We start from the raw sequence: 13,153 nt of genomic DNA, 5'->3' as shown, positions 1-13,153 counted from the left end.
CGACTTGCTGCTATGACCTGAGCGCTGGCGCGGCCGTGCCAGCGGGCCAGTGCGGCGACGGTCAGCCGCGCGGCGGTTGGGCGTCGAATGCCTGGCCGGTGATGCCGACGCTAGCGGCGCCAAGCAGGTACATGTACACCGGCAGGATTTGTTCCGGGGTGCGCAGCGTTTGTGGATCTTCGCCGGGGTAGGCGAGGGCGCGCATGCGGGTACGGGTGCCGCCCGGGTTGAGGCTGTTGACGCGTACCTGGGTGGTGTTTTCCAACTCGTCAGCCAGCACCTGCATGAGGCCCTCGGTGGCAAACTTGCTCACCGCATAGGCGCCCCAGAAGGCGCGGCCTTGACGGCCGACGCTGGAGGATGTGAACACCACCGACGCATGGTCGGCGGCGCGCAGCAGCGGCAACAGCGCCCGCGTCAGGTAGAACGCGGCATTGACGTTCACTTGCATCACCGTATCCCAGGTGCCGTAGCCGTAGGTGTCCAGCGGAGTCAGGTCGCCGAGCACTGAGGCGTTGTGCAGCAGACCGTCGAGGTGACCGAACTCATCCATCAATAGGCCGGCCAGCTCTTCGAAGTTGGCCGCGGTGGTGACTTCCAAGTTGGCCGGCACCATGGCCGGCTTGGCGCCACCCTCGGCAAGGATTTGGTCGTAGACCTGCTCCAGCTTTTCCTGGGTGCGGCCGAGCAGGATCACGGTGGCGCCGGCTTTGCCAAGTGCCAGTGCCGCGGCGCGGCCGATGCCGTCACCGGCACCGGTGACCATGATGATGCGGCCGGCAAAACTGCCTGGTTCCCACTGGTATTGCCAGGCATCGGCCTGCAACTGCTCAAACTGCGGGTGGACGGCTGGCATGGTCAAACTCCTTCAAGCGCGAGCAGCGCCAACAGCTGCTCGGGGGTGTCGATGTAATGATCGGCGTGCCAGTGCTGTGGATCGTCGTCGGCACTGATGTAACCGTAGCGGGCGCCGACGGTGACCATGCCGGCGCGGCGGCCGGCTTCGATATCGCGCAGGTGATCGCCGACGTAAACACAGTGTTGTGGTGCCAGGCCGAGTTGTGCGGCGGCCAGCAGCAGCCCTTCCGGGTCTGGCTTGCGTTCGCGCACATGGTCCGGGCAAATCACCGGCCCGGTGCGTTCAGCTAGGCCAAGGCCGGCCAGTACCGGGGTGGTGAAGCGTTCCGGTTTGTTGGTGACGATGCCCCACGGCATGTGCTGGGCATCCAGCTGCGCCAGCACCTGGTCCATGCCACTGAACAGACAAGTGTCCTCAGCCAGGTGATCGGCATAGCGATCGAGAAAGCGCTTCAGCTGGTCGTCAAATCCAGGTTCGCCGGGCCCGATGCCGAAGCCCAGCCGTACCATGGCGCGGGCGCCATTGGACACTTCGCTGCGGATCAGGGCTTCCGGCAGGGTGGGGCGGCCATCTTCCGCCAGCAGCCGGTTGAGCACGCTGACAAAGTCCGGCGCGGTGTCGATCAAGGTGCCATCAAGGTCGAACAGAACCGCCTTGATCACGATGCCTCCGGCCGCACCGCATGCATCATGTAGTTCACGCCAACATCGCGGTTGAGCGCGGCGCGGTAGCTGAACGGGTTGTAGCTCATGCCGACGGTGTCGCACACCTGCAAGCCGGATTCGCGCGCCCAGCCGGCCATTTCCGACGGCTTGATCAGCTTGGCGTATTCATGGGTGCCGCGCGGCAGCAGCCGCAGTACATATTCGGCACCGACAATTGCCATCATGAACGCGCGTGGATTGCGGTTGATGGACGAGAAGAACACTTGGCCGCCGGGCTTCACCAGCGCCGCGCAGGCGCGGATCACCGAGGCCGGATCAGGTACGTGCTCCAGCATTTCCAGGCAGGTCACCACGTCGTACTGGCCGGCGCGTTCAGCGGCGATTTGCTCGGCCGGAATGCACAGGTATTCCACCTCGACGCCGGATTGTTCGGCGTGCAAGCGGGCCACCGCCAGTGGCGCCTCGCCAAGGTCGATGCCCGTGACTTCGGCGCCGCGGCGGGCCATGCCTTCTGCCAGCAGGCCGCCACCGCAGCCGATGTCGATCACTTTCTTGCCGGGCAGATTGACGCGCTCATCAATGTAGTTGAGGCGCAGCGGATTGATGTCGTGCAGCGGCCGAAATTCAGAGTTGGGGTCCCACCACTGTTCCGCCAAGGCAGCGAATTTGGCGATTTCATTGGGGTCGACGTTGGTCGCTGCAGTCACTTGTGCGGTCACGGCTTGTTCAGTCACGGATAGTCTCCTGCCATTGGGCCACGTCGCGCAGGATGCCGGACGCGTTCAGCGTCAGCAGCTCGCGGTCTGCCATCAAACAGCGGCCGGCCACCCACATGTGGGTGACCTGGTCGCGGCCGGCGGCGTAAACCACCTGCGCAATGGGATCGTACACCGGTTGCGTTTCAATGCGGTTGAGGTCGATGGCGATGATGTCGGCCTGTTTGCCTGGCAGCAGCGAGCCGATGCGGTCACCTTGACCGAGCGCGCGGGCACCGTTGAGGGTGGCCATCGCCAGCACGGTGTCGGCGGGCAAGGCATCGGCGCGGCCGGTGAAGCCCTTGGCGATCAGCGCCGCGGTGCGCATCTCGCCGATCATGTCGGCATCGTTATTGCTGGCGGCGCCATCGGTGCCGAGTGCCACGTTGACCCCGGCAGCCAGCAGTTGGTCCACCGGGCAGAAGCCGCTGGCCAGCTTGAGGTTGGATTCCGGGCAGTGGATGACGTGGGTGCCGGTTTCGGCCAAGCGAGCAATTTCGTCGTCGGTGAGCTGAGTCATGTGCACCGCCATCAGCCGCTTAGTCAGCAAATTGAGGCGGTCGATGCGGTCCAGCGGCCGGGCGCCGACGGTATCCAGTGAACTGTCCACTTCGGCGGCGGTTTCATGCAGGTGAATCATCACCGGCAGATTCAGTTCTTCCGCCAACGCGGCAATGCGCGCCAGCGGGGTGTCGGACACGGTGTAGGGCGCGTGCGGGCCGATGCCCACTGAAATCAGCGGCTCATGTTCCCACTTGGCGGCCAACTGGGTGGCGGCGCGCAGGTAGTCTTCTGGGCCGCTGCACATGGCAGACGGAAAATCCAGCACTGGGCAAAATAGGTTGGCGCGCAGGCCGGCTTCGGCCGCCACTTTCGCGGTGGCGTCGGGGAAGAAATACATGTCGGCAAAGCAGGTAGTGCCGCTGCGGATCATTTCTGCCGCCGCGAGGCGGCTGCCGTCGAGCACGAATTGCTCGCTCACCACCCGGCTTTCGGCCGGCCAAATGTGCTCTTGCAGCCAGGTCATCAGCGGCAGGTCATCAGCGAGGCCACGGAACAGGTGCATCGCCATGTGGGTGTGGGCATTGACGAAGCCGGGCATCAGCAGGTGGCCGTCGAGGCGCATGATCTCACCGCCTTTGTAGCGGCGGCCGGCCTCGGTGATCGGCAGAATGTCGACGATGCGGGTGCCGGCAATGACGATGGCGTGGTCTTTGAGCAGGCGGTCCGGGCCTTCGATGGGCGCGATCCAAGGGGCTTGCAGAATCAGGTCAGCGTGGGCTGGCACGTGGGGCATGAAGAATCCTCGAAAAGTCCGGGCCGTCGGGCGCGGCGAGTATAGCAGGGGCAGCTGTCCGGTCGCAGCCTCGGCCGCTGACCGCCGAGCGGGTGTCTGAACGGCGCCGCCGCCCGCTGGCAACTGTGGCAGACATATATAGGCCGCAGCGGCACCATCCAGCGGCGGGCACATAGCTGCGCCGAGCGCCGCTGTGCTATCATCCCCGACTTTCCAGCGCACCCCTTTGTCAGGGGAGACCCCTGGCCTCCGGCGCCGTTGTGGCGCCTGCAGCGAGGCCAGAGCGAGAGTTGACGCCATCGCGGCCCTGCGGTGGGTGCGTTCCCAGGGGACTAGAAAGGATCACCATGACGGATCTCGCCAGAGAAGTGACCCCGGTCAATATCGAAGATGAGCTCAAGCAGTCGTACCTCGACTATGCCATGAGCGTCATCGTCGGCCGCGCGCTGCCGGATGTGCGCGACGGCCTCAAGCCGGTGCATCGCCGGGTGTTGTTTGCCATGCACGAACTCGGCAACGACTGGAACAAACCCTACAAGAAATCAGCCCGTGTCGTGGGTGACGTGATCGGTAAGTATCACCCGCACGGCGACTCCGCTGTGTACGACACCATCGTGCGCATGGCGCAGCCGTTCTCGCTGCGCTACATGCAGGTGGATGGCCAGGGCAACTTCGGTTCCGTGGACGGCGACTCCGCCGCCGCCATGCGTTACACCGAAGTGCGTATGGCCAAGATTTCCCACGAAATCCTTGCCGACCTCGACAAGGAGACGGTGGATTACGTCGATAACTACGACGGCACCGAGAAAATTCCGGCGGTGATGCCGACGCGGGTACCGAACCTGCTGATCAACGGCTCCTCCGGGATTGCGGTCGGCATGGCCACCAACATTCCGCCGCACAACCTCACCGAGGTGGTGAACGGCTGTCTGGCGCTGATCGACAACAGCGAACTGACCATTGATGAGCTGATGGAGCACATCAGCGGCCCGGACTTCCCGACCGCAGGCATCATCAATGGCCGCGCTGGCATCGTGCAGGCGTACCGCACCGGCCGTGGCCGGGTGTATATCCGTGCCCGTGCCCACATCGAAGACATGGAGCGCGGCAGCAAGCAGGCGATCATCATCACCGAGCTGCCTTACCAGCTGAACAAAGCACGCTTGATCGAGCGGATCGCTGAGCTGGTGAAGGAAAAGAAAATCGAAGGCATCACCGAGCTGCGTGACGAGTCCGACAAGGACGGCATGCGCGTGGTGATTGAGCTGCGTCGTGGCGAAAACGCCGACGTGGTACTGAACAACCTCTATTCCCAGACCCAGCTGGAATCAGTGTTCGGCATCAACATGGTGGCGTTGGTCGACGGTCAGCCGCGCCTGCTGAACCTGAAAGACATGCTGGAAGCCTTCATCCGTCACCGCCGCGAGGTGGTGACCCGCCGTACCGTGTACGAACTGCGCAAAGCGCGCGAACGCGGCCACGTGCTGGAAGGTCTGGCGGTGGCGCTGGCTAACATTGATGCGGTGATTGAGCTGATCAAGCAGTCGCCGTCGTCCGCCGAGGCTCGCGAAGCGCTGCAAGAGCGCGGCTGGTTGCCGGGTGAAGTGGTGACCATGCTTGAGCGCGCCGGTGGCCCGGACGCCTGCCGCCCGGACGGCGTCGCCGACGGCCTCGGCCTGCGCGACGGCCAGTACTGGCTATCACCGGAGCAGGCGCAGGCGATTCTAGAGTTGCGTCTACACCGCCTTACCGGGTTGGAGCAGGAAAAGTTGGTGGGCGACTACCAAGAACTGCTCAATCGCATTATCGAACTGAGTCTGATCCTGTCCGACGGCGAGCGCCTGATGGAAGTGATCCGCGAAGAGTTGAACGCGGTGCGCGAGGAATACGGCGATGAGCGCCGTACTGAGATCCAGGCTTCCCGCGCCGACTTCTCAATGGAAGACCTGATTGCCGAAGAAACCGTGGTGGTGACGTTGTCCCGCAGCGGTTACGCCAAAGCGCAGCCGATCGACACCTACCGCGCCCAGCGTCGCGGCGGTCGCGGTAAGGCGGCCACCGCGGTGAAAGATGAAGACGATATCGAACATCTGTTGGTGGCCGGCACCCACGACACACTGCTGTGCTTCACCAACCTCGGCAAGGTGTATTGGCTGCGCGTGTTCGAGCTGCCGCAGGGCGGCCGCGGTGCGCGCGGGCGCCCGATCGTGAACCTGATCCCGGCGTTGCAGGAAGAAGAGCGGATTACTGCCATTCTGCGGCTTGATCCGGACATGGTGCGCCAACAGTCGGCACAGCCGGACGACGAGGAAGAGACCGACGACACCAACGTGGCCGAACTGCCGGAAGCGGTAGAAGAGGGCGTTGAGGACGTCGAAACCACCGATGCGGTACCGGGGCCGTTCATTGTTATGGCGACCACCACCGGTACCGTCAAACGTACGCCGCTGGCGGCGTTTGCGCGGCCACGCAGCAATGGTCTGATCGCGGTGCGTCTGCTCGACAACGAACACTTGGTGAACGTGGAAATCACCCAAGGTGATGAAGACGTGATCCTGGTGGCCTCGAACGGCAAAGTGGTGCGCTTCCGCCAGACCGCAGTGCGGGTCATGGGCCGTACGGCGCGCGGTGTGCGCGGCATGCGTCTGGCGCAGGGCGAGGACATCATCGCACTGATCGTGCCGCAAGAGGGTGGCCAGCTGCTGACCGCGTCCGAGCACGGCTTCGGCAAACGCACGCTGGTGGAGGAGTTCCCCACCAAGGGCCGTGGTACGCAAGGTGTGATCGGCATGGTGGTCAACGACCGCAACGGCAAGCTGGTGGGTGCTACCCAGGTGTTCGGCGGCGAAGACCTGATGCTGATCTCCAATCAGGGCACGCTGGTGCGTACGCGGGTGGATGAAGTCAGCCAGCTGAGCCGGAACACCCAGGGGGTAATGTTGATCCGTCTTGGCGAGCAAGAGCGCCTGGTCGGTATCGAGCGCATTCCCGAGCTCGACGGTGACGACGAAGAAGAACTGGACGAGAACCTGGAAACCGCAGCAGATGCGGCGGTCGAGGGTGAGGGCAGTGAGCCAACGCCGGATGCGGCGGCTGACCCGGCGACGGACGACGCCGATAGCGAACCCAATCCGTAACTGATGCAGGCGCCGCACCGCGGCGCCGATTTTCTGGCCCAGCCGCGGCACTGCCGCTGAGGAAAGCATGACACGTCGTTACAACTTTTGTGCGGGTCCGGCCGCTCTGCCGGATGAGGTGCTCAAACAGGCCGCCAGCGAAATGCTGGACTATAACGGCCGTGGCCTCTCGGTAATGGAAATGAGCCACCGCTCCAAGGAGTACGTGGCGATTGCCGAAACCGCCGAGCAGGATCTGCGCGACCTGCTCGATATCAGTGACGATTACGCAGTGCTGTTCCTGCAGGGCGGGGCCAGCCAACAGTTCGCCATGGTGCCGATGAACCTGATGGGCGAAAACGGCGTGGCCGATTATGTCAATACCGGGGAATGGTCCAGCCGCGGCATCAAGGAAGCGCGCCGCTACGGTCGCGTCAATGTGGCCGCCAGTACTGAGGATGTGCGTTTCACCACGGTGCCGGCGCAGGACAGCTGGCAGCTGACGCCGGGTGCCTCCTACGTGCATTACACCCCCAACGAGACCATTGGCGGGCTGGAGTACGACTTCATTCCGCAGGTGGATGCGCCGCTGGTGGCGGACTATTCCTCCAGCATCCTGTCGCGGCCGCTGGACGTGTCGCGCTTTGGCCTGATTTACGCCGGTGCGCAGAAGAACATCGGCCCGGCCGGCATCTGTGTGGTGATTGTGCGCAAAGACCTGCTCGGCCGCGCTGGGCCGCACGTGCCAACCATGCTCGATTACAAGGTGCAGGCCGATAACGGCTCGATGTACAACACGCCGCCGACCTACGCTTGGTACCTGTCCGGGCTGGTGTTTAAGTGGCTCAAGCAGCAGGGCGGCATGCCCGCCATGGAAGCCCTGAACCTGCGCAAGGCGGGCAAGCTGTACGACTACATCGACGGTTCCGGCTTCTACAGCAACCCGGTAGAAAAGCGTTACCGCAGTATCATGAACGTCCCGTTCGTGCTGGCGGACGCGGCGCTGGACAAGACGTTCCTGGCCGAAGCCGATCAAGCTGGCCTGCTCAACTTGGCCGGACATCGTTCGGTGGGCGGCATGCGCGCCAGCATCTACAACGCGGTGCCGGAAGCGGCGGTGGATGCCCTGATCGCGTTCATGAAGGACTTTGTACAACGTCATGGCTGAGTTGACCCTGGACCAACTGCGGGCCCGCATTGATGCGGTGGATGACCAGCTCAAGACGCTGCTGAATGCCCGTGCGCAGCTGGCCCAGCAGGTTGCCGAGGCCAAGCTCAGTGAAGGCGGTGAAGTGGTGTTTTACCGCCCCGAGCGTGAGGCCCAGGTGCTGCGTCGGGTGCAGGAGGGCAATCCGGGACCGCTGGATGGCGAAACGCTGGCCAAACTGTTCCGTGAAATCATGTCTGCCTGCTTGGCGCTGGAAGAGCGCTTGAAAGTTGCGTTCCTTGGCCCTGAAGGCACCTTCACCCAGCAGGCGGCGCTGAAGCACTTCGGCCATGCGGTGCAAGCGTTGCCGTTCGGCACTATTGATGAAGTGTTTCGCGAAGTGGAATCCGGTAACGCCCGTTACGGCGTCGTGCCAGTGGAAAACTCCACCGAGGGTGTGGTTAATCACACCCTCGACAGCTTCGTCACGTCGCCGTTGAAAATCTGTGGCGAGGTGGAGCTGCGCATCCATCACCATCTGTTGATTGGTCCGCACACCCAGGAATCGCGCATTACCCGCGTCTATTCCCACCAGCAAACGTTGGCCCAGTGCCGTCAGTGGCTGGATGCGCACATGCCGGGTGTCGAGCGGGTGGCGGTGAGTTCCAACGCCAAGGCTGCCCGGCATTTGAAAGACGAGTGGAACGCCGCAGCCATTGCTGGCCAGGTGGCGGCGGACATGTACGGGCTGACCGTGCGCCACGCCAATATCGAAGATCAGCCGGACAATACCACCCGATTCCTGATCATCGGCAGGCAGCACACGCCGGCCTCCGGGGTCGATAAGACCTCGCTGCTGGTGCGCACCAAGAACCTGCCGGGCGCGTTGTTTGGCGTGCTGAAGCCGTTCCGCGATGCCGGTGTCGACCTCACCCGGGTGGAGTCGCGGCCGTCGCGGCAAGGGACTTGGAGCTACGTGTTCTTCATGGACTTCGAAGGCCATCAAGACGATCCAGCGGTGGCGCAAGTGCTACGCGTGCTGGAGCAGGAAGCGCTGGAAGTACGGGTGTTGGGGTCTTATCCCAAGGCGGTGATCTGACCGCGCTGCGGCACCGCAAGACGACCGCAGACAGCCGCCTTACGGGCGGCTGTTCGCTGTCACGGCACAGGCATAAGACGCGGCGCGGAGTGTCCTCCGTGCGCGGGAGCGACGCATCATGAACGGCAACGATTTCCTCGCGCTGGCCAATGCCGGCGTGCAGCAGCTGCAGCCCTACCAGCCCGGCAAACCGATCGACGAGCTGGAGCGCGAGCTGGGTATTTCCCACATCATCAAACTGGCCAGCAACGAGAGCCCAGTGGGCAGCAGTCCGATGGCGATGGCGGCGGTGCGCGCGGCGTTGGACCAGCTGCACCGCTACCCCGACGGCTCCGGCCACGGCCTGAAAAGCGCGTTGGCGCAGCGGCTGGGGCTGTCGGTGGCGCAAGTCACACTGGGCAACGGCTCCAATGACATCCTCGAACTGGTGGCACGGGCTTACCTGAGCGCGGGTGACGAAGCGATCTACAGCGAGCACGGTTTTGCCATCTACCCGATCATCACGCTGGCCAGCGGCGGCGTGCCGGTGAAAGTGCCGGCGCGCAATTACGGCCACGATCTGCAAGCCATGGCGGCAGCGGTGACCGAGCGGACGCGGGTGATCTTCGTCGCCAACCCCAACAACCCTACCGGCACTTGGTTCCCGCGTGCCGAGCTGGATGCGTTCCTGGCCGCAGTGCCGGAGCGGGTGCTGGTGGTGCTCGACGAAGCCTATTTTGAATACGTGGAAGACCCCAATTTCGCCAACGGTGCCGACTACTTGGCGCAGCACGCCAATCTGTTGGTGGCGCGTACGTTCTCGAAGATCTATGGCCTGTCCGGGCTGCGCGTCGGCTATGGCCTGTCCGGCACCGCGGTGGCAGATGTGCTCAACCGCGTGCGCCAGCCATTCAACGTCAACAGCCTTGGACTGGTGGCGGCGGAAGCGGCGCTGGATGACTTGGAGTTTCTCGAGCACGCCCGCGACATCAATACCGCTGGCTTGGTGCAGGTGGCGGAAGGCCTGCAGCAACTAGGGTTGGAATACATCCCTTCGGTGTGCAACTTCATCGCGTTCAACTGCGGCCGTGAAGCCATGCCGGTGTACCAGGCGCTGCTGCGCGAAGGCGTCATTGTGCGTCCGATCGCCGGGTACGACTTGCCCAACCACCTGCGCGTGACCATCGGCACCCCGGAAGAGAACGAGCGTTTTCTGGAAAGTCTGCAACGGGTGCTGGGTTGATGGCGGCTGCGCCGATGTTTGACCGCATCGCCATCGTCGGCCTGGGCCTGATTGGTGGCTCGCTGGCGGCGGCAGTGCGCGAGCGCGGTCTGGCGCGCGAGGTGGTGGCCGGTGTGCGTTCTGCACGCACACTGGAAACCGCGCTGGCGGCGGGGGTGGTGGACGCTGGCAGTCAAGATCTGGCGGAGGCGGTGGCTGGTGCTGACTTGGTGTTTGTGGCGGTGCCGGTGGCTGCGATGGCGGCCACCTTCGCGGCGATGGCGCCGGGCTTGAGTCCCCATGCGCTGATCACTGATGGCGGCAGCGTTAAGGGCTCCGTGATTGCGGCGGCACGGCAGGGGTTGGGCGCACACATGCGCCGTTTCGTGCCTGGCCATCCGATTGCCGGCAAAGAAAAAAGCGGTGTCGAAGCCGCCGATCCGCTGTTGTACCAGTCGCACCGGGTGATTCTGACACCGGAGCCGGACACTAACGCTGCTGCCACCGCCAAAGTGTGCGCTCTGTGGACCGCTGTGGGCGCCGAAGTGCTGACTATGAGCGCGCAGGAGCACGATCAGGTACTGGCGGAAACCAGTCACTTGCCGCACCTGTTAGCGTTTTCGCTGGTCGACACGCTGTCGCGCCAAGGGCATTCCCACGACATCTTCCGTTATGCCGCCGGCGGCTTTCGCGACTTTACCCGCATCGCCTCCAGCGACCCGGTGATGTGGCATGACATCTTCCAAGAAAATCGCGACGCGGTGCTGACCGCGCTGGACCGCTATGTGGCCGATCTGGCCGATGTGCGCAGCGCCGTGGCGGCCGGCGACAGCGATGCGCTACTTGGTTTGATGACTCGGGCCAATACTGCCCGAGCTTGGTTCCTGGCCCGCCAGGGCCGCACTTCTTTTACTCACGCGCAGGGCGCACTGGACGAGGACGCCATGACTCAGCAACAGCAAGCGGCTGCGGGCGAGCGCAGCAAACCGGAATTCCGTCTGCAACCCGGTGGCGCGCTCACCGGTAGCGTGCGGGTGGCCGGTGACAAATCAATTTCCCACCGCGTGATCATGCTTGGGGCGCTGGCCGATGGTGTGACCACCGCCGAGGGTTTTCTCGAAGGTGAGGATGCGCTGGCTACCATCCAGGCGTTCCGCGACATGGGCGTGGTGATCGAAGGGCCGCAGAACGGCCGCGTGCGTGTGCACGGCGTCGGCCTGCACGGTCTGAAAGCGCCGGCGCGCAGCCTCTACCTCGGTAACTCCGGCACCACCATGCGGCTGCTGATGGGCTTGCTGGCCGGGCAGGCGTTCGATACGGAACTGACCGGTGACGAGTCGTTGACCAAGCGACCGATGGAACGGGTGGCGAAACCGCTGCGTGATATGGGCGCGGTCATCAACACCAGCGGCAGCGGCACCCCGCCAGTGTTGATCAGCGGCGGTCAGCCACTGAAAGGGCTTCATTACGACATGCCGATGGCCTCGGCGCAGGTCAAATCCGCGCTACTGCTGGCGGGACTGTACGCAGAAGGACGTACCTCGGTGACCGAGCCGGCGCCGACCCGTGATCACTCTGAGCGCATGCTGGCTGGCTTTGGCTATCCGGTGGAGCGTGACGGTGCCACCGTGGCGGTGCAGGGCGGTGGTCGCCTGACGGGCTGCGATCTGGAAGTGCCGGCGGATATTTCTTCGGCGGCATTCTTCCTGGTGGGCGCGTCTATCGCACCGGGCTCGGATTTGCTGCTGCCGCATGTGGGCATGAACCCGACCCGCACCGGGGTGATCGACATCCTGCGTCTGATGGGGGCGGATATCGAAGTGCTCAATCCGCGCGACAGTGGCGGCGAGCCGGTGGCCGATCTGCGCGTGCGCAGTGCGCGCCTGAAAGGCATCGAGATTCCTGCTGAGCTGGTGCCGCTGGCGATCGATGAATTCCCGGCGCTGTTCATTGCGGCGGCCTGTGCCGAAGGCGACACCGTACTGCACGGCGCCGAGGAGCTGCGAGTGAAGGAGTCCGACCGCATTCAGGTGATGGCAGACGGCATGCAGACGCTGGGCGTCTCGCTGGAAACCTATCCGGATGGCATCCGCATTAGTGGTCGCCCGGACGGTGCCGCGTTCGGCAGTGGTGATATCCAAACCCATCATGACCATCGCATCGCCATGAGCTTCTCAATGGCGGCCTTGCGCGCCAGCGGTGAAATCCGCATCCACGATTGCTCCAACGTGGCGACCTCGTTCCCGGGCTTTGCGCGGTTGTCGGCCGCTGCTGGCCTCAATCTGACGGTGCTGGAGCCATGAGTGTGCCGGTACTGACCATCGATGGGCCGGTGTCCTCGGGCAAAGGCACCATCGCCCGCCGGGTGGCGGCGGAGCTAGGCTGGCAACTGCTCGATTCTGGTGCCATTTACCGGGCGCTGGGTCTTTATGCCCGCGCCCAGGGCGTAGCGCTAAACGATGAGACAGCGCTGGTGCCGCTGGCCGAGCGATTGCCTGTACGGTTCTGCGAGCAGGGCGGCGACACGGCGGTGTGGCTCGACGGGGCCGACGTCAGCCGTGAATTGCGTGATGAAAAGACCGGCGAACTGGCCTCGCAAGTGGCGGTGTTGCCGGCGGTGCGGGCGGCGCTGTTGGCACGCCAACAGGGCTTTGCTGAGGCGCCGGGATTGGTGGCGGACGGGCGCGATATGGGCACGGTAGTGTTCCCTGATGCGCCGCTGAAAATCTACCTCACTGCCAGCGCTGAAGAGCGCGCGCGCCGGCGTCATAACCAGTTGAGCGAAAAGGGCTTTGGTGCTAACCTCGCCACCCTTATCGAGGATATCCGCGCCCGAGACGAGCGTGACATGCAGCGAGCGGTGGCCCCGCTCAAACCCGCTGCTGATGCGCTGACCATCGACAGTACCCACCTGGGCATTGCCGAAGTCGTGTCCCGGATCCTCGAAGCAGCCGCCACACGCCGCCTGGTGTGACGCGGACTGAGCACGGCCCGGTCGTGCTGCGGTGATTGCC

At 64.1% G+C, this 13,153-nt stretch carries 10 protein-coding genes; 6 read left to right on the top strand and 4 right to left on the bottom strand.

The genetic code is table 11. The features are described from left to right. Positions 1-61 precede the first annotated feature (61 nt). From AB5I84_RS08420 to AB5I84_RS08405, 4 genes are read right to left on the bottom strand one after another with little or no spacing between them, the layout of a single operon-like run. The gene (locus AB5I84_RS08420; protein WP_369455410.1) at positions 62-856 is read right to left on the bottom strand and encodes a YciK family oxidoreductase; all 795 of its coding nucleotides are present in this window, start codon (positions 854-856) and stop codon (positions 62-64) included. A 2-nt stretch (positions 857-858) separates the two neighbouring features. Beyond that, positions 859-1,521, bottom strand: coding sequence for an HAD-IA family hydrolase (locus tag AB5I84_RS08415; protein WP_369455409.1), 663 nt, complete (start codon positions 1,519-1,521; stop codon positions 859-861). Next, entirely contained in the window at positions 1,518-2,258 is a 741-nt protein-coding gene (ubiG, locus tag AB5I84_RS08410) for a bifunctional 2-polyprenyl-6-hydroxyphenol methylase/3-demethylubiquinol 3-O-methyltransferase UbiG (protein WP_369455408.1), read from the bottom strand. Before ubiG ends, AB5I84_RS08415 begins: the two co-directional genes overlap by 4 nt. Beyond that, positions 2,251-3,576 (bottom strand): TRZ/ATZ family hydrolase, encoded by a 1,326-nt coding sequence (locus AB5I84_RS08405; protein WP_369455407.1) that lies wholly within the window; start codon positions 3,574-3,576, stop codon positions 2,251-2,253. The genes ubiG and AB5I84_RS08405 overlap by 8 nt, the downstream gene beginning before the upstream one ends. Before the next feature lie 347 nt (positions 3,577-3,923). On the opposite strand from AB5I84_RS08405, the gene gyrA reads away from it, so the two are divergent. The 6 genes from gyrA (at position 3,924) to cmk (ending at position 13,113) form a co-directional block, all read left to right on the top strand. Next, complete coding sequence (gene gyrA / locus AB5I84_RS08400) at positions 3,924-6,713, top strand: DNA gyrase subunit A (protein ID WP_369455406.1); 2,790 nt, start codon at positions 3,924-3,926, stop codon at positions 6,711-6,713. A 67-nt stretch (positions 6,714-6,780) separates the two neighbouring features. Continuing rightward, positions 6,781-7,860 (top strand): 3-phosphoserine/phosphohydroxythreonine transaminase, encoded by a 1,080-nt coding sequence (gene serC / locus AB5I84_RS08395; RefSeq protein WP_369455405.1) that lies wholly within the window; start codon positions 6,781-6,783, stop codon positions 7,858-7,860. Then, positions 7,853-8,938, top strand: a complete 1,086-nt coding sequence (pheA, locus tag AB5I84_RS08390; protein ID WP_369455404.1) for a prephenate dehydratase — start codon at positions 7,853-7,855, stop codon at positions 8,936-8,938. Before serC ends, pheA begins: the two co-directional genes overlap by 8 nt. 118 nt (positions 8,939-9,056) lie before the next feature. Continuing rightward, positions 9,057-10,160, top strand: coding sequence for a histidinol-phosphate transaminase (hisC, locus tag AB5I84_RS08385; protein ID WP_369455403.1), 1,104 nt, complete (start codon positions 9,057-9,059; stop codon positions 10,158-10,160). Next, positions 10,160-12,442: a bifunctional prephenate dehydrogenase/3-phosphoshikimate 1-carboxyvinyltransferase gene (locus AB5I84_RS08380; RefSeq protein WP_369455402.1), complete on the top strand. Its 2,283-nt coding sequence runs from the start codon at positions 10,160-10,162 to the stop codon at positions 12,440-12,442. Before hisC ends, AB5I84_RS08380 begins: the two co-directional genes overlap by 1 nt. After that, positions 12,439-13,113 carry a (d)CMP kinase gene (cmk, locus tag AB5I84_RS08375; RefSeq protein WP_369455401.1) on the top strand — a complete coding sequence of 225 codons (675 nt, stop codon included), beginning with the start codon at positions 12,439-12,441 and terminating at the stop codon, positions 13,111-13,113. The genes AB5I84_RS08380 and cmk overlap by 4 nt, the downstream gene beginning before the upstream one ends. Positions 13,114-13,153: the final 40 nt, after the last annotated feature.

The sequence above is a fragment of the Alcanivorax sp. REN37 genome, assembly GCF_041102775.1.
Lineage (GTDB): Bacteria > Pseudomonadota > Gammaproteobacteria > Pseudomonadales > Alcanivoracaceae > Isoalcanivorax > Isoalcanivorax beigongshangi.
Note: the sequence above shows the minus strand (reverse complement) of the source record. Positions and strands in the feature narration are given on the sequence as shown.